The sequence below is a fragment of the Anaerotignum faecicola genome (genome assembly GCF_003865035.1).
GTDB classification, from domain to species: Bacteria; Bacillota; Clostridia; order Lachnospirales; family Anaerotignaceae; genus Anaerotignum_A; species Anaerotignum_A faecicola.
The window spans coordinates 123398-144203 of record NZ_BHVZ01000010.1; the positions used below are offsets into that span (position 1 = coordinate 123398).

Here is a 20806-nt window from a genome sequence, read left to right on the forward strand (position 1 = left end):
ATATGTCAAATAAACAGGTGAAGCTGCAGCACGTCGCTGATGCGTCAGTTCTTTATCATTACACAAAAAGCAAGGGAGTCAACGGGATTTTACATTCAAATTGTTTTTGGGCAACCAAAAGCGATTTTTTGAATGACCCCAAGGAGTTTTCTTATATTGAAACGATTATTCGTGAGGTCTGCTGTGAGTTAATCGAGGAAAAATCCCTGTGCGATATGTTTTTAGAGGATGTTTTGGAGGAAAATATTCTCTGCGGCGGCGGCAGGAGCAAGGAATATTTCGTGCTGTCCTTTTCTAATTGCAGAGACAGCATTACCATGTGGTCTGAATTTGGGAATGAAACCGGCTATAACATCGGCTTTGACAGCAAGCGGCTGATTGCACGCATTGAAGAAAACAATACCATTGAGTATCATGGCTTGGTGCTGTATGAAATGGAAGAACAGAAAAAGATTGTTCGCAGAATTTTAAACGAAGGGATTCCGAATGAAATGCAGCTTTCCTTTTCAGAGATTATCGAGGCAGGTGCAAAAAACAGAGATTGTGAGGAATATAAAAAGGCATGCAGAAAATTCCAGAAAATCACAGCGATTTATGCCATGTTTTTCAAAAACAGTGCCTTTCGGGAGGAGCAGGAATATCGGTTTATCTTCAAAAAGAAGGGGACGGGTCTTTATAGAGAGAAGGACGGCTTTCTTATTCCCTATGTGCAAATTCAACTGACGGATAAATTGCTTCCGATTAAAGAAATTGTAGTAGCGCCGAAAAACCATATTGATTTGGCAAAAAAGGGTATGGAATATATGATAGCAGAAAAAGGCTATGATGCGCAGGTATCCCTTTCCAATATCAATTTAAGATATTAAGGGAAAAGGATAATTGTGATAGATGGCTTGTTTCCACCTGTTCAGATGCGGAAAAATGAAAAAAAATTCCTCTATTTTACAGCTGCATAAGTGTTGAATGGAAAAAATATGTATAATTTATTCATTCTTTCGTTACAAAAAATTTACAAAAAACTTTTGTTAGCACTCTTTACAAGCGAGTGCTAACAGTATATAATAGGTCTTGTGATAAGGAGATACCCGAATGGAGCTATCCCCCATCACCTGAATTTGTAAAAAACATTTGAAAGGTGGAATGGTTATGAACTTACAGAAATTTACACAAAAATCTTTGGAGGCCATTCAAAACGCCCAGTCGAATGCAGTTGAATATGGGAATCCGCAGTTGGATCAGCAGCATTTGCTGTTGGCTTTGCTCCAGCAGGAGGATGGCTTGATTCCGGGACTGCTGCAGAAGATGAATATCAATGTCAACGGCTTGACGCAGGCAGTGGAGAATGAGGTAAAACGGCTGCCTCGTGTCAGCGGCGGCGAAACAAGAGTTGCGGTTGATCTGGAAAAAGCACTGACCGCGGCAGAAAAGCTGGCAGAAAATATGACGGACGAATATGTTTCCGTAGAGCATATCTTTATGGCAATGGTCAATGCACCCAATGCCGCTTTGAAGGAGCTGTTCCGTCAGTACAACGTGGACAGAGACGGCTTTATGAAAATTCTGGCAACCGTCCGTGGCAACACCAGAGTAACCAGTGATTCTCCCGAAGCAACCTATGATGCTTTAAAGAAATATGGCACAGACCTAGTGGAAAAGGCAAGAAGCAAAAAGCTTGATCCTGTGATTGGGCGTGACGATGAAATCAGAAACGTCATCCGTATTCTGTCCAGAAAGACGAAAAACAACCCTGTTCTGATTGGTGAACCCGGTGTCGGCAAAACCGCCATTGCAGAAGGTCTGGCACAGCGTATCGTCAAGGAGGATGTACCCAACAGCCTGAAGGATAAAACCATCTTCTCTCTGGATATGGGTTCTCTGATTGCAGGCGCAAAATTCCGTGGTGAATTTGAGGAGAGACTGAAAGCCGTTCTGAATGAGGTTAGAAAGAGCGAAGGTAAGATTATCCTCTTTATTGATGAGCTGCATACGATTGTCGGTGCAGGCAAAACGGACGGCGCAATGGATGCAGGCAACCTGTTGAAGCCTATGCTGGCAAGAGGTGAGCTGCATTGTATCGGTGCAACTACACTGAATGAATACAGACAGTATGTGGAAAAAGACCCTGCTCTGGAACGTCGGTTCCAGCCGGTTATGGTCAATGAGCCTACGGTTGAGGATACCATCGCTATTCTGCGTGGTCTGAAGGAAAGATATGAGGTTTATCATGGCGTAAAAATTCAGGATCAGGCAATCATTGCGGCGGCAACCCTGTCCAACAGATACATTTCGGATAGATTCCTGCCCGATAAAGCGATTGACTTGGTGGATGAAGCGTGCGCGATGATTCGTACCGAAATGGACTCCATGCCTACCGAGCTGGATGTAATCCAGAGAAAAATCATTCAGCATGAAATCGAAGAAGCGGCACTGAAAAAAGAGGATGATAAGCTGTCTAAGGAGCATTTGCAGGAAATCCAGAAGGAACTGGCTGAAATGCGTGAAAACTTCTCTGCTTTGCAGGCAAAATGGCAGAATGAAAAGGATGCCATCGGCGTTGTGCAGAAGCTGAGAGAGGAAATTGAAGATGTCAATGCCGAAATCGAAGCGGCAGAAAGAAAATATGACCTGAATAAGGCGGCAGAGCTGAAATACGGCAAGCTGCCTCAGCTCCAGAAGGAATTGCAGGAGAAGGAACACCTTGCAGAGGAAAACAGTGGCAGAAATACCCTGCTGCGTGACAAAGTAACAGAAGAAGAAATCGCCCGTATCATTGAGCGTTGGACGGGGATTCCTGTTGCAAAGCTGATGGAGGGCGAAAGAGATAAGCTGTTGCATCTGGAGGATATTCTGCACGAAAGAGTTGTCGGGCAGGAGGAAGCCGTTACAAAGGTTTCCGAAGCAATTCTGAGAAGTCGTGCCGGCATCCAGAGTGCAAACAGACCCATCGGTTCGTTCCTGTTCCTCGGTCCTACCGGTGTTGGTAAGACAGAGCTGGCAAAAACACTGGCAGAATGCCTGTTTGACGATGAAAAGAACATGGTTCGTATCGATATGACCGAATACATGGAAAAATTCAGCGTGTCTCGTCTGATTGGTGCGCCTCCCGGGTATGTCGGCTATGAGGAAGGCGGTCAGCTGACCGAGGCTGTTCGTCGGAAACCTTATTCCGTTATCCTGTTCGATGAGGTGGAAAAAGCCCATCCCGATGTATTCAATATCCTGCTGCAGGTATTGGATGACGGCAGAATCACAGATTCGCAGGGCAGAACGGTGGACTTCAAGAATACCGTTATCATCCTGACCTCCAACCTTGGGTCCTCTTATCTGTTGGATGGCATTGATGCCAACGGCGAGATTACAGCGGACGCAAGAGCGGCAGTAGAAGCATTACTGAAGCAGTCCTTCCGTCCCGAATTTTTGAACCGTCTGGATGAAATTGTATTCTATAAACCGCTGACAAAGGATAACATCACCCATATCATTGATCTGATTATGAAGGATCTGAATGGCAGACTGGCAGATAAGCAGCTGAAATGCGAGCTGACAGAGCGTGCAAAGAACTACATCATTGAAACGGGCTATGACCCTGCCTTTGGTGCAAGACCGCTGAAGCGTCTGGTACAGCGTCATGTGGAAACCCTGCTGGCAAGAAAGATTATTGCCGATGAGGTAGAGCCCGGCACAACGCTGACCGTGGATGTGGATGAAAATGGGAACTACGTTGTTCTGTAAAAGAAAATAAGAATAGAAACCATGATTGTTTCGTGAAGAGGGTGCCCTCCGTGTCACAATAGAGTGATGCGGAGGGCATTTTTCGGTTCTAAGTATATGCAATTATTTTACAGATTGTATAACATAACGAACAGAAAAAAGATAGTCGATTGTGTAGTGAATTCAAAATTGCACCGATACATTCTGTATAATTATACCCATACAATTCTGGAATGTTATGCCTGAGGGATTGGATACCGTATTTTTCCATGATAGAATTGTAAGCAATTCAGAGAGATTTCACAAAAGAAAAGGTGAAAGGGTTAAGAAAGAGAGGAAGTAAAATGAACAGCAGTACCTATTCAGTCAAAGACATTACAAAAACAGCAATGATGGCAGCGATTACCTTCATCGGGATTTATACCGTAAAGATTCCTTCTTTGCATGGCTATTCCCACATGGGGGACTGTATGATTTTCCTGAGCGTTCTGATTCTGGGTACCAGAAAGGGCGCGTTGGCAGGGGGCATCGGCGCAGCGCTGTCCGATCTTCTGGGCGGCTACATGCACTGGGTTATCCCGACATTTATCATTAAGTACATCATGGCAACGGTCATGGGGTTGTTTATTGATAAAATCATGCCAAACAGAAAAGGAAACTGGCTGATCGGCTCCATCGTGGGCGGTATCGTACAGATTATCCTGTATACCGTGTTTAAGGTTTTCCTGTTCGATTGGGCGTATGCCATCGGCGGTGTACCGGGGCTGACTTCGCAAACAATTACAGGCGTTGTTCTGGCAACAGTTCTGGTGGTATTGTTCAATAAAGCAGGCATTATGCAGAAATTAAGGGAGATGTAAAAAATGGATGTAAAGGAATTTAAAAAAATAGACGCGCATGCACATATTGGTGAATTCGGCGGCTGGGCAAAGCTTTCCATTAACGCAGAGCAGCTGATTGCACAGATGGATGAATTCAATATCGAAAAAACACTGCTTTGCTCTGAACCGAATGAAATCTGTCTGGATGCAGTAGAGAAATACCCCGACCGCTTTGTGGGGATGGTATATCCTAACCCCTATGACGGGCAGAAGGCGGTAGATATGATTTATGATTATGTGCAGAATAAGGGCTTCAAGGGCATTAAAGCGAATCCTCTGAAGCATGCCTATGTTGCAGATGCAGAGCTGATGGACCCCATCATGGAGGCGGCAAAGGATTTGAATATTCCCGTTTTCATGCACTGCGGACACCCTCCTTATTCTTTGCCCTGGAGCATTGCGCTTCTGGCAGAACGTCATCCCGATGTGAAGCTTGTCATGATTCACATGGGGCATGGACATGGGGTATATATTGATGCTACCCTGAAAATGGCAAAGCGTTATCCCAATTTGTATCTTGAAATGAGCGGCATGCCGATGCCCTCCAAAATCAGAGAGGCGTATGAGGAGGTTGGTGCTGACCGCATTATGTTCGGCACGGATGCACCCTATCATCCTGCGGCAGTCGAAGCCATGAAGGTTATGACAAGCGGATTGACAGAGAAACAGATAAAGGATGTTTTCTATAATAACTGCGCAAAGCTGATGGGCTTTGATAAAAAATAATTTTCCAAGAACCAAGAAAAAAGCGGCAAGCCGAGGTCTCCTCGGTCAGCCGCTTTTTTCGTTAATCGTCTGTTTTCGGCGCAGTTTTGGCGAAATGCCGCAGGGCAGTCATGGTGCGGATTTCACTGCCGTTTTCGGTGAGTATCTGCTGTATATCCTGCGGCAGGCTTTTGTAAAAATGCTTTGCACGCTCGTTGTTTAACAGCAAATCTGCCAGATCTCTGTATTCTCGTCCGAACATGATATCCTCTCCTTTCGATAGACTTAGGATGGACAGAAAAACAAAATTCCATACAAAAGCGGACTTGAGTGCGGACAGGGAAATATGTTAAAATAAAAGGAAAAAATAACAGAAAAAAAGGTGACTTTATGCTGAAAAAATATAAAACCATACTGGCGCAGGCGGAGGCAGAGATTGTGGAGAAGAAATCGCGCTTTATCGCAACGGTGCGCCCTGTGAAAACCGAGGAGGAAGCAAAGGCGTTCATTGAGGAGATGAAAAAGAAATACTGGAATGCGACGCATAATGTGTTTGCATATCAGATTGGGGAGAGAAACGAATTACAGCGTTTCAGTGACGACGGCGAACCGCAGGGGACGGCGGGGATGCCTGTATTAAGCGTGCTGAAGGGGGAGGATGTCAAGGATACGGCGATTGTCGTGACGCGTTATTTTGGCGGCACACTTCTGGGAACAGGCGGTCTGGTGCGTGCGTATGGCCATTCTGCGAAGGAGGGGCTGCTTGCGGCAGGGATTGCGGAGCTGGTTTTGTATCGGAAGTATTCCGTTCTGGCAGCATATCCCGATTCGGGAAAGGTGCAGTATGAAATTCTGCAGGATGGGCATGAGCTGTTTGATACGATTTATACTGAGCAGGTGGAATTTATCGTTCTGGTGGAAACAGATGCGGCGGATAGTTTTGAAAAGAAAATGACGGAAATCTTCCGCGGCGCACAGCCGTTTACGCTTTTGGAGGAGGTTTACGGCGTTTGGCAGGAGGGGAAGCTTTCTTTGCAGTCTAATGATTAAAATTTTTTAATAATTAGCCAAATAACGATAATGTTTTAAAAAAAGAACAATTTATACTGGAAAATTGTGCAAAAAACCAGTATAATTGTACTATATTGTGGTGCAAATTGTGAGTAACAGAGATTAAAATAAAATCCTGTGCGAACAGCTTTTTACATTTTAAAAAGGGGTAATGAAGATGAAAAAGAGCTTAAGCAGGGGGAGGGAATGTGTATTATTGTGCACAATACAGCTTTTGCTGTGTGCAGTTGTGTATAGGTTCAACATTCCTAATCCTAATATTATATTATTTGTGTTTTTATCGGCGGTTCTGGTGCAGTGTGGCTATCTTGTGGGGACGCTGTGCGGCATCCTGACCTTGCTTTATTCTATGTTCTTTTTTTCCATAGACCATAGTTGGATTTATTTTGAACCAATCAACAGAGATAAGCTAATCGTTGTTCTGTTAGGCTTGATTGCCAATATCTGTGTTATCGGACATTTACAGCAGAGAAATAAAAATGCGATGCGGGAGATTTCCAAGCTGGAGGCAGAAGGGAAGATTGCGGCAGCACGCGCGCAGATTCTGCACAATATGTCGCATGATATCCGCACGCCCATCAATGGGATTCTGGGAATGGCACACATCATTGAGAGCAATCCTGCGGATACTGCAAAGGTGCTGGAAAATGTAGAAAAGATAGAGAAATCTGCATCGGCACTGCTTTCTCTTGCGAATAATGTGCTGGATATGAATGAGATGCAGTCCGGTAATATACAGATGGAGCGGATTCCGTTTCGGCTTGCGTTGCTTTGCAGAGAAACGATGGAAAACAGCAAAAATCTTTTTCCGGATAACGGTCTGGAGTTCTCCTTTCAGGTGCAGGCGGCATGTGAGCAGGAACTGATTGGCAGCTCCTATCATATCAAGAAAATCCTTTTCAATCTTTACACCAATGCCATTCGCTATACGCAGGCAGGCGGCTTGGTTGCGACCCAAATTACGCTTCTGCGCGAAACAGAGACGCAGGTGGTTCTGCAAATCAAAATCAGTGATACCGGCGAGGGAATGTCGCAGGAATTCATTGATACACTGCTATTTGAGCCTTTTACGCAGGAAAAGGAAAGTGCGCGCACAAAATATCAGGGCAGCGGCTTGGGCATGGCAATCGTAAAGGGCTTGGTTGACCGCATGGGCGGAACCATCACAGCGGAAAGCCAACTGCATAAGGGTTCCACTTTTACACTGGAGCTGCCATTTGAAAAGCCGAAGGAGGCAGCGCAGCAGAAGAAATTAGCAAGTCTTTCCGGTGTGAATATCCTTTTGGCAGATGATAATACGCTGAATCTTGAAATTGCAGAATATATACTGACAGAGGCAGGTGCGGTTGTCACCAAGGCGGAAAATGGAAAAGATGCATTGGAGCTTTTCAAAAATGCGCCCGAAAACAGCTTTGATATTATTCTGATGGATGTAATGATGCCGGAGATGGATGGGCTGACTGCGACCAGACGTATCCGTAGTCTGAATCGGCCGGATGCCGAACGGATTCCGATTTTTGCGGTAACGGCAAGTATTTTTCCGGGAGATATCGAAAAAATCAAGGCGGCAGGCATGACGGCATATTTGCCGAAGCCGCTGGTGTGGGAAGAATTGATTGCTGTTTTGGAACGCTATTGCGAAAAGGCAGATTGCCCCTTGCAGGGCGTATAAAATAAAAAGAAAATAAGAAGTATGTTTAGGTGTGTCCCGATCAGAAAACAGGAGGAAAATGAAATAGCGGAAGCACTGCGGATACATGGAGGTTTCCCACAGGCATCCTTTGGCTTAGGCTGTCAGAGGAAGCTGATGCAGTAGCCGTAGCTTTCAGCATTTCAGTATGCAAGGTTTCTTATCGGAACACACCATTTTTTATCCCTGCCATTTGTGAAACTGTTTTTCCAGAAGGGAAATGGCACGATACATCAGGGCGGAGAGGATTGCCAGAATGACAACCGAAAGCAGCACTACGCGCATGGCGAAGGTCTGCGAGGAATAGACAATCAAAAAGCCCAGACCATCCTGTGCGACGAGAAATTCTCCGACGATGACCCCGACAAAGGAAAGTCCGACATTGATTTTCAGCGCATTGAGGATGCAGGGAATATTCGCGGGGAAAACGACCTTTGTGAGTACCTGCCGTTTTGTGCCGCCGAAAATGCGAATCAGCTTAATCTGGTCTTCATCCACCTGCAAGAAGCCATTCAGTACGGAAAGAATCGTCACTACAATCGAGGTGAGCAGGGCAACGATGATGATAGAGGATTGATTATTCCCGAACCAGACGATGATGATGGGGGCAAGTGCTGTTTTCGGCAGAGAATTGAGAACCACAAGATATGGCTCCGCTACATCGGAAATGAAGCGATTCCACCAGAGCAGCACTGCCGTCAGCGTGCCGAGAATTGTCCCCAGAAGAAAGCCGATTACCGTTTCTCGGAGCGTTGTGCCGATATGCAGGAAAAGAGAGCCGTCCCGAATCATTTTAACGGCTGTTGCGAATAATTCTGTCGGCTGGCTGAAAAGGAAGGGGTCAATCCAACCGCAGTCTGCGGCAATTTCCCAAAGAAGGAAAAACAGAACAAGTAAAAGCGCCTGCAAAAGCCAGACAGCGGCTTTTCTTTTTTGTGTGCGGCGCAGATACGCCGTCTGCTCCTTGGAAATGTGTTCTTTTTCATGAGACATGAACATCCAACTCCTTCCAGATGGCATTGAAATAATCCTTGAATTCAGGGGCTTCTCTTGCCTGCATGGGGGTATGGTTTTCGGTGGAGAACTGAATAGGGAAGATTTTTTTCAGGCGTGCAGGACGCTTGGAGAGCACCACCACGCGGTCGGAAAGACTGATGGCTTCGGAAATATCATGCGTGACGAGGATGGCGGTTTTTCCTTCCTCGCGGATAATCGTGCCGATTTCATCCGAAACGGAAAGCCTTGTCTGATAATCCAGCGCGGAAAACGGCTCATCCAGAAGGAGAATATCGGGACGGACAGCAAGCGTGCGGATGAGTGCCGCACGTTGACGCATGCCGCCTGAAAGCTGGTTGGGCAGGCTGTTTTTAAAATCACCGAGACCATATTGCGCAAGCAGGGTATCAACATAGGCGACGTTTTCGGGGGTCAGCTTTTTCTGGATTTCCAAGCCGAGCAGGGCATTGGAACGAATGCTCCGCCATTGCAGGAGATAATCCTTCTGGAGCATATAGCCAATCGTGCCGCCGATGTAAATGCTCCCTTCAGAAGGGGCAAGCTGTCCTGCCAGCATGGAAAGAATCGTGGATTTGCCGCAGCCCGAAGGCCCGACAATGGATATAAATTCGCCCGCTTGGACGGAAAGGCTCAGATGAGACACAGCAGAGGTTTCTCCGCCGATACTGTGGTAGCGGAGGCTGACATCCTCCAGAGAAACAATGGGGTTCATGGAAAGGACCTCCTTTGCAGAGTTTGATACTTTCAATATATTGCAAAGGGGACAAATGGTGCATTTCTCAGAAAAAAGAAGGGGTAGCCGCAGAGAGAAAAATATGGTAGTATTTCCGAAAGGACAATGTGAAAGGAGAAATAAATATGGATTGGAAAACAACAGCACTGGTTGTGATTGATATGGAGAATGCATTTATCAGCAAGGAATCTCCTCTGTGTATTCAGGAGGCGGCAAAAAGCGTGCCTGCCTGCGGCAGGGTGATTCGCAAGGCGAGAGAAAGAGGGATTCCGGTATTCTTTGTGAACCGCATTTATCGCAGAAACGGCAGTGATGTGGAATTTACACGCTATGACAGCTGGCTTGGCGGCAATCGTTACCTTGCACCCAACAGCAAGGGTGCGTTATCTATCGAGGTGCCTGCGGAATTTACACCGCAGAAGGGGGATTATACAATTATAAAGCCTCGTTTTTCCGCTTTTTTCCAGACAGAGCTGGATTTAATTCTGCGTCGTCTGGGCGTGAAAACTGTGATTCTGACAGGAACAACCACCCCGAACTGCATCCGTACCTCTTGCTATGACGGGCTTTCTCTGGATTATAATATTCTCATCATTGAGGATTGCTGTTCCTCCAATACGGCGGAGATTCAGCGCGTGAATATGGAGGATATGGCAAGGGTTGGCGCAGTGATTACGGATTCCGATACCTTCTGCACAGATGTCTTTGCAGTAGCGGATTTTGCAGGAGAAATTCAGAGAAGGGTACAGCAGGACGAAACGGCACCCGAATAAGAAAGATAAAAAAGCCTTCGACTACGAAAAAACGTAGGGAGGGCTTTTTGTATGCAAAAAATCAGGATTCCTTCTCGGCTTGTTCCGGAAGGGAGGATTGCCGCAGCTGCGCATTTTCCATGCGGAGAGCAGAAAGCTCCTGCTCCATTTTTTCAAGCTGTGTCTTCCAACGGGCATTGACAGCGGCAATTTCATCACTTCTTTGCTCCAGAAGAACGGAAAATTCCTCTATCTGCTTTTTATGGGATGCCTGTAACGCGGTGTATGCCTTGGAATAGTCATCTTCCTCCGCCTGCTTTGCCGCCTTTGGTGCTTCGGGCAGGGGAGAGGGGGCAAACACCGCAGGCAGAAAGCCATGCTGTCCGTTGCCATAGCACTCCGCCGCGTTCAGTGCTGCATCATTTGCGCCGAGCAGCTCGCCTTTTATGCAGTAGGCAGGGAATTTTTCCATATAGCGCTCCACCGCGCCGAAGGAGGCACCGCCGTTTTCGGAGATACAGCGAAATGGCTGTCCGTTTGCCGTCCACATGAGAATCAGTCTGCCGTTTTCCTGATAGGCAAGGCAGTTTTCGCAGTTCGTATCCTCCCAGAGGATGCGCGGCGTACTGATGGCGACGGTATGCTTATATTGATAGACCACCTGCGTGCGGAACATATTGCGAACAATATAGAGAATATGGATTCTTTCGGTATCGTTGATGATGGAGAGGTCGGTGCAAGGGGTGGGGGTCTGAATCAGCGGCGTGACACTGCCGATGGTATAGGGGGTCAAGAGCATTTCTCTTGCGCTGAGGACGTTTCTGCCGGTGCGGTAATACAAGATGATATGCGCATCACTCAGCCGTCTGGCGAGGAAGGGTGTTTGCTTCAACGACAGGAAGCGGTCAATCTGATAGGGCTTTTCCCATTGCCCATTGCGAAAGACGCTGTAAACAAGGGAATCCACGCCGGTTGCTTCTGTTGGCAGGTGGTAAATAATATGGAAGGCCTCCTTGCTTGGCAGAAGGAAAAACCTTGTGCGGTCGGTGGGGGAGGTGCCATTTCGCAGGGGGCGGTGCTCCCAGCTGGCAAAATCGGCAGAGGATGCCAGATAAAGCTGCCCTTCGCCGCCGGAATAGAGCAGATAGGTGATAGCTTCATATTGGCAGACGGAAAAAACAGGAGAGGCTTTCTCCGCGATTTTCTGCGGCACTGTCCAGCCGTCATGGGAAAAGCTGCGACAGAAAATATTGCCGTGTTCATAATAAAAAAGATAGAAATAGCCATTCTTCGTTTTCAGATATTTTACATACGGATTCTGCATGGAAACGCTCCCTATAGGTTTTTCATAACAGTTTATGCAGGGAAAGGGAAATGTATCATAAAGAAAACGGGGAAAGAATTGCTTTTTTGTGGAAACTATGGTATGTTTGAGATAGGAAAGGCAGAAAGGGGGATTTTTATGAGCATGTTAGATACATTTCGGATGTCCGGTACACTTTATGTATGTGCAATCATTCTGGTGATGCTTCTGATTTATGCTGCAATCTGCTATCTGGAATGGCGGCTTGCCCAAAAAGAGGAATGGTGGAAGGGAATGATTCTGCCGATCGTTTTTCTGCTGCTTGGCAGAGGCGGTCGATTTCTAGGGATTATTTTATTGGTGATTTATGGGCTTCAGCGGAATAAGCTGCAAAAGGAACAGAATAAAATAGAAGATAAAATAGAAGAATGAGAAAAAGGGTATCGACTGTGTCGATACCCTTTTTTAAACAAGTCGAAAGCTTGATTTCGACTTAGGTTAATTTTTTGCCTTGGATTCGCAGTAAATGCAGCGATATTCGCCCTTTTCCCTGTCTGTCAGCTTGAAGATATGGGGAATCTCCTGCTCCACAGAGGTGATGCAGCGAGGGTTTTTGCACTGGATGATATTCGTCAGCCGTTCGGGCAGCTGCGGATGTACCTTTTTCACACAAACGCCGTCCTTTACGATATTGATGGTTACGTTGGGGTCAATATAGCCCAGCGCATCCAAATCCAGTTCCAGCTCGGTATCAATTTTAATGATATCCTTTTTGCCCATTTTCTGGCTGGGCGCATTTTTAATCAGCGCAATGGTTGCATCAACGTGGTCTAAATCCAGAAACTGATACAGCTTCATACATTTGCCTGCGGTGATATGGTCAATGACCACACCGTTATTCACTGCGGTTACCTTCATCATGTTACGCCACCTCCAGTAATTTCAGAATCAAAGCCATGCGAATATATTTGCCGTTCAGCACCTGCTTGAAATAGCAGGCTCTGGGGTCATCATCCACTGCAACGGAAATTTCATTGACACGGGGCAGAGGGTGCATGATGCAGAGATCCTTTTTTGCGGTTGCCAGCTTATCCGGATTCAGAATATAGCTATCCTTCAGACGGACATAGTCCGCTTCGTTGAAGAAGCGTTCCTGCTGTACCCTTGTCATATAGAGAATATCCAGAGAGGGCATTGCATCCTCAAGGCTTGTGGTTTCCTCATAGGGGATGCCCTCATGGTCTAATTCCTGAATGATGTATTCCGGAACCTTCAGCTCCTCAGGGGAAATCAGGATGAATTTCACACCTTTATAACGGCGCATGGCATGAATCAGAGAATGTACGGTTCTGCCGAATTTCAGGTCACCGCACATCCCGATGGTCAGGTTTTCAAAGGAGCCCTTTTCCCGCTGAATCGTCAAGAGGTCAGCCAAGGTCTGGGTAGGGTGATTATGTCCGCCGTCCCCGGCATTGATGATAGGCACCGGAGAGCGCATGGATGCAATCATAGGTGCGCCCTCTTTGGGGTGGCGCATGGCAATGATATCGGCATAGCAGCCAACCACACGCACCGTATCGGAAACGCTTTCGCCCTTGGAGGCGGAGCTGTTGCTTGCACCGGAGAAGCCAATCACACTGCCGCCAAGCTCCAGCATAGCCGCTTCAAAGCTCAGACGCGTACGGGTGGAAGGCTCAAAAAAGAGCGTCGCCAGTTTTTTGCGGTGGCACTTTTCTGCATATTTATCGGGATTTGCAATAATATCATTGGCGGTGGTAATCAAATCATCGATTTCTTCTACCGTCAGGTCTACAATATCAATGAGGCTTCTCATGCTTACATCTCCCTCCAGCTTTCATCGCTCGGGTTACTGCGGAATTTCAGCAGACGTGCGATGTCGGATTCCTTGATATAGCCTTCCTTTGCGGCAACCTCTGCCACAGCATCAAAATTGGAAAGGCTTACATTTTTTACATTTGCTTCTGCCAGTCTGTCCAGACCCTTCTGCAGGCCATAGGTGAAGATGCTGACAACACCCAGAACCTCTGCGCCTGCTTCACGCAGCACGTTTACAACCTCGATACAGCTGCCTGCGGTAGAAATCAGGTCTTCTACAACAACAACCTTCTGTCCCTTTTCCAGTCTGCCTTCAATCTGGTTATGTCTGCCATGATCCTTTGCGCCGGAGCGAACATATCCCATGGGCAGGTCAAGCAGATGTGCTGTGATGGCAGCATGGGCAATGCCTGCGGTGGAGGTACCCATCAGTACCTCGGCATCGGGGTATTCTCTTTTGATGGTTTCTGCCAGAGCATTTTCTACATGATTTCTTACCTCTACAGAGGTCAGTGTCAGTCTGTTATCGCAGTAAATGGGGCTTTTGATGCCGCTTGCCCATGTGAAGGGGTCTTCGGGACGCAGGAAAACTGCACCGATGGACAGCAGGTCTTTTGCAATCTGTTCTTTGATATTCATTCTACTTCTCCTCCTAAAAATTCGCGAATACATCTGTGATATGCCTGAACGGGGTCAGCCGCCTGTGTGATAGGTCTGCCGACCACGATGTAATCAGAGCCAAGTTCTCTTGCCTTTGCAGGTGTCGTCACACGCACCTGATCGCCTACCTCACCATCGGCAAAGCGTACGCCGGGGGTTACGGTGAGGAAGGCATCGCCGCAGACCGCTTTTACCTTGCCTGCCTCCAAAGGGGAGCAAACAACGCCGTCCAGACCGGCATCCTTCGCATTTTTTGCATAGTGCATAACAACCTCATCCAGAGGGCGGTCAATCAGAAGGTCTTTCTGCATTCGTTCCTCGCTGGTAGAGGTCAGCTGTGTTACGGCAATGAGCAGGGGACGTGTGCCATCCGCTCTTGTCAAGCCTTCCAGAGCTGCTTCCATCATTGCCGCTGTACCTGCCGCATGAAGGTTGCAGATATCTACATCCAGAGCAGAGAGAACCGCCATGGCTTTTTTTACGGTATTGGGGATATCATGCAGCTTGAGATCCAAGAAAATCTTATGTCCTCTTGCCTTGATTTCCTTTACGATGGCAGGGCCTTCCGCATAGAACAGCTCCATGCCGACCTTTAAGAAAGGCTTTCTGTCTTCGTTTTCAAATTTATCTAAAAATGTCATCAAATCTGCCTTGCTGTTAAAATCGCAGGCAATGATTACATCCTTACTCATTTATGGGCACCTCCAATGATGTCGTTTAAATCCTTGATATTGTATTTTTCCATAACACGAGGCAAATCCTCGATGATTTTTTTGCAGATGAAGGGGTCAACCAGATTTGCCGCACCGATTTCTACGGCAGTTGCACCGGCAAGCATCATTTCAATGACATCCTCCGCAGAGGAAACGCCGCCCATGCCAATCACAGGAATGTTGACTGCCTCAGACACCTGATAGACCATGCGAACAGCAACGGGGAAGATGGCACTGCCGGAAAAGCCGCCCATTTTATTGGCAATGACGGGCTTTTTGGTTTTCAAATCAATCCGCATACCCATCATTGTGTTGATGAGGGCAATCCCATCTGCACCGGCTTCCTCGCACGCCTTTGCAATGGAAACAATATCGGTTACGTTAGGGGTCAGCTTGATATAGACAGGCTTTGAGGTAACTGCCTTGACTGCCTTAGTGACTGCCGCAGCCGCCGCAGGGTCTGTGCCAAAGCTCATGCCGCCATGATGTACATTCGGGCAGGATACATTGACCTCCAGAATCCCGACCTGCGGTTCCTTATCTAATAAAGCACAGGTTTCTGCGTATTCCTCGATGGAAAAGCCGCTGACATTGGCAATCACAGGCTTATGAAAGCATTTTTTCAGCTTAGGCAGTTCCTCGGAAATAACCTTCTCTACGCCGGGGTTCTGCAGACCGACAGAGTTAATCATTCCTGCGGTACATTCTGCGATACGGGGGGTGGGGTTGCCAAAGCGCGGCTCCCTTGTTGTTCCCTTAAAAGAGAAGGTACCGAGAATATTGATATCGTAAAGCTCTGCAAATTCATAGCCGTAGCCGAAGGTACCGCTGGCAGGAATGACGGGGTTATCCAGCGTGATGCCGCTGAGTGTCACCTTTGTGTTTACCATATAATTTCCTCCTTTACCAGAACGGGGCCATCCTTGCAGATGCGCTTATTGCCGTATTTTGTTTTGCAGGAGCAGCCCATGCAGGCACCAAAGCCGCAGCCCATGCGTTCTTCAAAGCTGAGCTGACCGCTTGTTTTGGTGGCAGCGGAAAGGGCTTTCAGCATGGGTTCGGGACCGCAGGTATAGAAATAGGTGTAATCGGGAATGGTTTTCACCACATCCGTAACGAAGCCCTTTGTGCCGACAGAGCCGTCTGCCGTTGCGATATGCACTTCTGCGCCCAGTGCTTTAAATTCTTCTGCATAGAAGATTTCGTCCTTTGTATTAAAGCCGAGAATGACGATGGGCTTTTTCCCCTCCGCAAGCAGATTTTTCGCTAGACGATACATCGGGGGAACGCCTACGCCGCCGCCAATCAGCAGGGGCTTGTCTCCGCTCTTGGAGGTATCGTAGCCATTGCCTAATCCTGTCAGAATGTCCAGCTTATGGGGGGCTTTCATTTTGCTCATGGCCTCTGTGCCTTTGCCAACGATTTTATAAAGAATCGTCAGTGTGTTTTCGTCATAATCGCAGACGGAAATGGGGCGGCGCAGAAAAAAGCCTTTTAATTGAATATTCACAAACTGACCTGCGGCGGTAATGGCAGAGGTATCCCCTGCCAGAACCATTTTGCAGACGCTTTCGGTCAGCCTTTCATTGCTTTGTATTTTAAAAACAGATTGTTTCAAGAGAGAACCTCCTTACGCATCAATCGTGGAAATACCCAGAGTGGTTTCTTCCAGAACATCCAAAAGCACACGAACAGTATCCAGTGCTGTGAAAACAGTTACATTATTTTCAACGGCACACTGGCGGATTTCCTGCCCATCGCTGTTGCTTGCCGCAGAATGAATATCTCTTGTGTTAATAACATAGCTTACATAGCCCTGACGGATGGAATCAAAGATTTCCTCACTGCCATCGGACAGCTTCTTTCTGGTTCTGGTGCGAATGCCGTGTTCCTTCAGGAAATCGGCAGTACCCTTTGTAGCTTCGATATTGAAGCCCAGCTCGTAGAAACGGCGAATGAGGGGCAGTGCTTCTTCCTTATCCTTATCCGCAATGGTAGCCAGAACCGTACCATAGTTCTGGATATTCATGCCGGATGCCTGCAAAGCCTTATACAGAGCTCTGTTCAGCTTATTATCATAGCCGATGGCCTCCCCTGTGGATTTCATTTCGGGGGAGAGGTAGGTATCCATGCCGTGCAGCTTGGAGAAGGAGAAGGCGGGAACCTTTACATACCATCTCTGCTTTTCATCGGGATACAGACCGAAGATACCCTGTTCCTTCAGTGTTTTGCCAAGGATAACCAGTGTTGCGATATCCGCCAGAGAATAGCCTGTTGCTTTGGAAAGGAAGGGAACCGTTCTGGAGGAACGAGGGTTTACCTCGATAACATATACGTTATCCTCTTTATCTACGATAAACTGGATATTGAACAGGCCGATGATGCCGATGCCAAGACCCAGCTTTTTGGTGTATTCCAGGATTTTGCCCTTTGCCGTATTGGATACGGAGAAGGTAGGGTATACGGAGATGGAGTCGCCGGAGTGAACACCGGTACGCTCTACATGCTCCATGATGCCGGGTACGAATACATCGTAGCCGTCACAAACAGCGTCTACCTCCAATTCCTTACCCTGAATATATTTATCAACCAGAACAGGCTGATCCTCGTTAATCGCTACAGCTGTTTTCAGATAGGTTCTCAGCTGATTTTCATCCGCAACAATCTGCATGGCACGTCCGCCCAGAACATAGGAGGGGCGAACCAGAACAGGATAGCCGATTTCTGCCGCAGCCTTTACGCCTGCTTCGATATTGGTAACAGCCTGTCCCTTGGGCTGAGGGATGCCAAGCTGAGTCATGATATGCTCAAAGGAGTCTCTGTTTTCCGCCTTTTCGATTGCCGCAACATCTGTACCGATGATGGTTACGCCGCGTTTCATCAGAGGCTCTGCAAGGTTGATGGCAGTCTGCCCGCCGAGGGATGCAATTACACCCAGAGGCTGCTCCAGCTCTACCACATTCATAACATCCTCAACCGTCAGAGGTTCAAAGTACAGCTTATCACTTGTGGTGTAGTCTGTGGAAACGGTTTCGGGGTTGTTGTTGATGATGATGGATTCATAGCCGAACTTCTTGATGGTGGTTACCGCGTGTACAGTGGAGTAGTCGAATTCGACACCCTGCCCGATACGGATGGGGCCGGAGCCAAGCACGATAATTTTCTTCTTATCACTGATACGAGAATCGTTTTCCTTCTCATAGGTGGAGTAGAAGTAGGGGATGTAGCCGCCGCAGCCGCTTGTTTCAATCATTTTATAAACGGGGAACAGGTTCATTTCCTTTCTCAGATTATAAACTGCAACCTCATCCTGCTTCCACAGCTTTGCGATATACTGGTCGGAAAAGCCCATTTTCTTTGCCGTTGTCAGAATTTCCTTATTGCCGACATTTTCTGCCAGAGTGGTTTCGTAATCGACAATCTTCTTGAAGGATTCCAGGAAATATTCCGTAATCATGGTTGCCTTGAAGATTTCATGCAGAGAAACGCCATTGCGAATCAGCTGTGCGATGGCATAAATGCGGTCATCGGGGCTTGTTGCAATATAGCTCAGCATATCCTCGTTGGACATGGTATCGAATTTCGGCATATACAGATGGCAAACGCCGATTTCCAAGGAACGAATGGATTTCAGCAGACATTCCTCCAATGTACGTCCGATACCCATAACCTCGCCGGTTGCCTTCATCTGTGTGGAAAGCGTATTTGCGGCAGTTGCAAATTTATCGAAGGGGAAGCGGGGCATTTTTGCTACGATATAATCCAGTGCAGGCTCGTAGTTTGCGGTTGTTTCGCCCAGCTTGATTTCATCCAATGTCATGCCGACAGCAATTTTTGCGGTAACTCTTGCGATGGGGTAGCCGCTTGCCTTGGATGCCAGTGCAGAGGAACGGGAAACGCGGGGGTTTACCTCGATTAAGTAATATTCGGAGGAATTGGGGTTCAGTGCGAACTGCACATTGCAGCCGCCTTCGATTTTCAATTCCTTGATGATTTTCAGTGCAGAATCACGCAGCATGGTGAAATCATGGTCATTCAGTGTGAGGATGGGTGCTACAACGATGGAGTCGCCTGTATGCACACCAACGGGGTCGATGTTTTCCATACCGCAGATGGTGATGGCATGGTCGGTACCGTCACGCATAACCTCGAATTCGATTTCCTTATAGCCCTTTACGCTCTTTTCTACCAGAACCTGATGCACAGGGGAAAGCTTCAGCGCATGCTTCATGATTTCCACCAGTTCAGCTTCGTTATTGGCAAAGCCGCCGCCTGTGCCGCCCAGTGTGAAGGCAGGACGCAGCACAACGGGATAACCGATTTCATTTGCCGCTGCGATGGCTTCTTCTACGGAATAAGTAATCTGAGAGGGGATAACGGGCTCACCGATGGATTGGCACATTTCCTTAAACAGCTCACGGTCCTCCGCACGTTCGATGCTATCGATAGGAGTCCCCAGAAGCTCAACCTGACACTCCTTCAGGATGCCCTTTTTTTCCAGCTGCATTGCCAGATTCAGACCTGTCTGTCCGCCGATACCGGGAACAATGGCATCAGGTCTTTCGTAACGCAGGATTTTTGCAACATATTCCAGAGTCAGAGGTTCCATATAAACCTTATCCGCAATGGTGGTATCTGTCATGATGGTTGCGGGGTTAGAATTAACTAATACAACCTCAAAGCCCTCTTCCTTCAAAGCCAGACACGCCTGCGTGCCGGCATAGTCAAACTCTGCTGCTTGACCGATTACAATGGGGCCGGAGCCGATAATCAGAATTTTCTTTAAGTCTGTTCTCTTTGGCATAATGTTTTGTTCCTCCTCATGTTCTTTTTACCTGTTTATACCTATTATATAGCTATTTCATTTATATAGCTATTTCTATCTGTTTCTATTTTACAGTGTTTCATCCTTCCATGCAATGCTGCCGTGATACATTGTCAGCCTGCAGGCACCAAAACCTTTTCTCCTGCGAAGGGCGTTGCTCTGCCCATGCTCAGGAAGTCATCTGGGTTGATGGTGTATTCCTTATCCAAATCGTAAACCGTCAGGCTTGCAGGCTGTCCTTCTTCCAGAGGTGTGCCGACACAGAAGCGGTTTCTGGGATTGGTGTGCATCAACTCGATGAGCTTTTCCAGAGAAAGTACGCCTGTTTTCACCAGCTTGGTATACAGAATGGGGAAGGCAGTTTCCAGACCGACTACACCCATCAGGCTCTTTTCCAGACCTCTGCTCTTTTCCTCTGCGGAGTGGGGAGCGTGGTCTGTCGCAATCAATAATACGTGCCGTCGAGAATACCGGCAATCAGTGCTTCTCTGTCCTCCTCGCTGCGGATGGGGGGGTTCATTTTAAAGCGTCCGTCCTCCTGCAGCATGGAATCATTCATGGTCAGATAATGCGGCGCGGTTTCGCAGGTCACATCCAACCCCTCTGCCCTTGCCTTGCGGATGAGTGCCACGCTTTCCTTTGTGGAGATGTGGCAGACATGGTATTTCACGCCGGTTTCCTTTACCAGCTGCAAATCTCTCTCAATCTGCTTCCATTCGCTTTCGGAGCAGATACCCCGATGCCCATGTGCCTTTGCATATTCGCCCTTATGAATATAGCCGCCCGCAAGCAGGGAATTATCCTCGCAGTGCGCGGCAACAATTTTGTTGTAAGTGCTGATTTTTTTCATTGCTTCACGCATGATTTCATCATTTTGCACACCACGCCCATCATCAGAAAAGGCGCAGA

21 protein-coding genes are annotated in these 20806 nt (G+C 47.4%); 8 read left to right on the forward strand and 13 right to left on the reverse strand.

The features are described from left to right. Positions 1 to 2: 2 nt before the first annotated feature. The 4 genes from EJE48_RS09500 (at position 3) to EJE48_RS09515 (ending at position 5318) form a co-directional block, all read left to right on the forward strand. Positions 3 to 866: a DUF2971 domain-containing protein gene (locus tag EJE48_RS09500; protein WP_016408518.1), complete on the forward strand. Its 864-nt coding sequence runs from the start codon at positions 3 to 5 to the stop codon at positions 864 to 866. 280 nt (positions 867 to 1146) lie between these two features. Then, positions 1147 to 3732 carry an ATP-dependent chaperone ClpB gene (gene clpB / locus EJE48_RS09505; protein WP_118578810.1) on the forward strand — a complete coding sequence of 862 codons (2586 nt, stop codon included), beginning with the start codon at positions 1147 to 1149 and terminating at the stop codon, positions 3730 to 3732. Positions 3733 to 4055: 323 nt separating this feature from the next. Next, positions 4056 to 4571 carry an ECF transporter S component gene (locus EJE48_RS09510; RefSeq protein ID WP_124984531.1) on the forward strand — a complete coding sequence of 172 codons (516 nt, stop codon included), beginning with the start codon at positions 4056 to 4058 and terminating at the stop codon, positions 4569 to 4571. 3 nt (positions 4572 to 4574) lie between these two features. Continuing rightward, entirely contained in the window at positions 4575 to 5318 is a 744-nt protein-coding gene (locus EJE48_RS09515) for an amidohydrolase family protein (RefSeq protein WP_124984528.1), read from the forward strand. 61 nt (positions 5319 to 5379) lie between these two features. Here EJE48_RS09515 and EJE48_RS09520 read toward each other — a convergent pair whose 3' ends face one another. Next, complete coding sequence (locus EJE48_RS09520; RefSeq protein WP_118578804.1) at positions 5380 to 5559, reverse strand: hypothetical protein; 180 nt, start codon at positions 5557 to 5559, stop codon at positions 5380 to 5382. 128 nt (positions 5560 to 5687) lie between these two features. Here EJE48_RS09520 and EJE48_RS09525 point away from each other — a divergent pair, with 128 nt between their 5' ends. Together EJE48_RS09525 and EJE48_RS09530 are read left to right on the forward strand one after the other, a co-directional pair. Next, positions 5688 to 6347 (forward strand): YigZ family protein, encoded by a 660-nt coding sequence (locus EJE48_RS09525; protein WP_124984529.1) that lies wholly within the window; start codon positions 5688 to 5690, stop codon positions 6345 to 6347. A gap of 313 nt (positions 6348 to 6660) precedes the next feature. Further along, a complete protein-coding gene (locus EJE48_RS09530; protein ID WP_160117348.1) occupies positions 6661 to 8040 on the forward strand; it encodes an ATP-binding protein in 1380 nt (459 codons plus the stop codon). A gap of 198 nt (positions 8041 to 8238) precedes the next feature. Here EJE48_RS09530 and EJE48_RS09535 read toward each other — a convergent pair whose 3' ends face one another. Then, entirely contained in the window at positions 8239 to 9051 is an 813-nt protein-coding gene (locus EJE48_RS09535) for an ABC transporter permease (protein ID WP_306307903.1), read from the reverse strand. Further along, positions 9041 to 9787, reverse strand: coding sequence for an ABC transporter ATP-binding protein (locus tag EJE48_RS09540; RefSeq protein WP_118578798.1), 747 nt, complete (start codon positions 9785 to 9787; stop codon positions 9041 to 9043). Before EJE48_RS09540 ends, EJE48_RS09535 begins: the two co-directional genes overlap by 11 nt. 146 nt (positions 9788 to 9933) lie before the next feature. Here EJE48_RS09540 and EJE48_RS09545 point away from each other — a divergent pair, with 146 nt between their 5' ends. After that, positions 9934 to 10581 carry a cysteine hydrolase family protein gene (locus tag EJE48_RS09545; protein ID WP_118578796.1) on the forward strand — a complete coding sequence of 216 codons (648 nt, stop codon included), beginning with the start codon at positions 9934 to 9936 and terminating at the stop codon, positions 10579 to 10581. 61 nt (positions 10582 to 10642) lie between these two features. Here the strand turns inward: EJE48_RS09545 and EJE48_RS09550 are convergent, their stop codons facing one another. Further along, a complete protein-coding gene (locus EJE48_RS09550) occupies positions 10643 to 11884 on the reverse strand; it encodes a bZIP transcription factor (protein WP_118578794.1) in 1242 nt (413 codons plus the stop codon). 138 nt (positions 11885 to 12022) lie between these two features. Between EJE48_RS09550 and EJE48_RS09555 the strand changes: the two genes are divergently transcribed. Then, positions 12023 to 12295, forward strand: coding sequence for a hypothetical protein (locus EJE48_RS09555; RefSeq protein WP_016408507.1), 273 nt, complete (start codon positions 12023 to 12025; stop codon positions 12293 to 12295). A gap of 66 nt (positions 12296 to 12361) precedes the next feature. On the opposite strand, the gene EJE48_RS09560 is transcribed toward EJE48_RS09555, so the two are convergent. The 9 genes from EJE48_RS09560 to EJE48_RS12620 all read right to left on the reverse strand — a co-directional run. Beyond that, positions 12362 to 12781, reverse strand: a complete 420-nt coding sequence (locus EJE48_RS09560; RefSeq protein WP_118580344.1) for an aspartate carbamoyltransferase regulatory subunit — start codon at positions 12779 to 12781, stop codon at positions 12362 to 12364. Between the two features lie 4 nt (positions 12782 to 12785). Beyond that, positions 12786 to 13697 (reverse strand): aspartate carbamoyltransferase, encoded by a 912-nt coding sequence (gene pyrB / locus EJE48_RS09565; RefSeq protein WP_118578792.1) that lies wholly within the window; start codon positions 13695 to 13697, stop codon positions 12786 to 12788. 2 nt (positions 13698 to 13699) lie between these two features. Next, positions 13700 to 14338 (reverse strand): orotate phosphoribosyltransferase, encoded by a 639-nt coding sequence (pyrE, locus tag EJE48_RS09570; RefSeq protein ID WP_016408504.1) that lies wholly within the window; start codon positions 14336 to 14338, stop codon positions 13700 to 13702. Next, the gene (pyrF, locus tag EJE48_RS09575; protein ID WP_118578790.1) at positions 14335 to 15051 is read right to left on the reverse strand and encodes an orotidine-5'-phosphate decarboxylase; all 717 of its coding nucleotides are present in this window, start codon (positions 15049 to 15051) and stop codon (positions 14335 to 14337) included. The genes pyrE and pyrF overlap by 4 nt, the downstream gene beginning before the upstream one ends. After that, a complete protein-coding gene (locus EJE48_RS09580; protein ID WP_118578788.1) occupies positions 15048 to 15962 on the reverse strand; it encodes a dihydroorotate dehydrogenase in 915 nt (304 codons plus the stop codon). Before EJE48_RS09580 ends, pyrF begins: the two co-directional genes overlap by 4 nt. Continuing rightward, positions 15956 to 16690: a dihydroorotate dehydrogenase electron transfer subunit gene (locus tag EJE48_RS09585; protein WP_207667385.1), complete on the reverse strand. Its 735-nt coding sequence runs from the start codon at positions 16688 to 16690 to the stop codon at positions 15956 to 15958. The genes EJE48_RS09580 and EJE48_RS09585 overlap by 7 nt, the downstream gene beginning before the upstream one ends. Positions 16691 to 16702: 12 nt before the next feature. Beyond that, the gene (carB, locus tag EJE48_RS09590; protein WP_118578786.1) at positions 16703 to 19876 is read right to left on the reverse strand and encodes a carbamoyl-phosphate synthase large subunit; all 3174 of its coding nucleotides are present in this window, start codon (positions 19874 to 19876) and stop codon (positions 16703 to 16705) included. 134 nt (positions 19877 to 20010) lie between these two features. After that, entirely contained in the window at positions 20011 to 20346 is a 336-nt protein-coding gene (locus EJE48_RS12615) for an amidohydrolase family protein (protein WP_243108014.1), read from the reverse strand. Then, positions 20343 to 20806 (reverse strand): amidohydrolase family protein (locus EJE48_RS12620; RefSeq protein WP_243108015.1); only part of this gene is annotated, 464 nt, incomplete at its 5' end. The genes EJE48_RS12615 and EJE48_RS12620, both read right to left, overlap by 4 nt.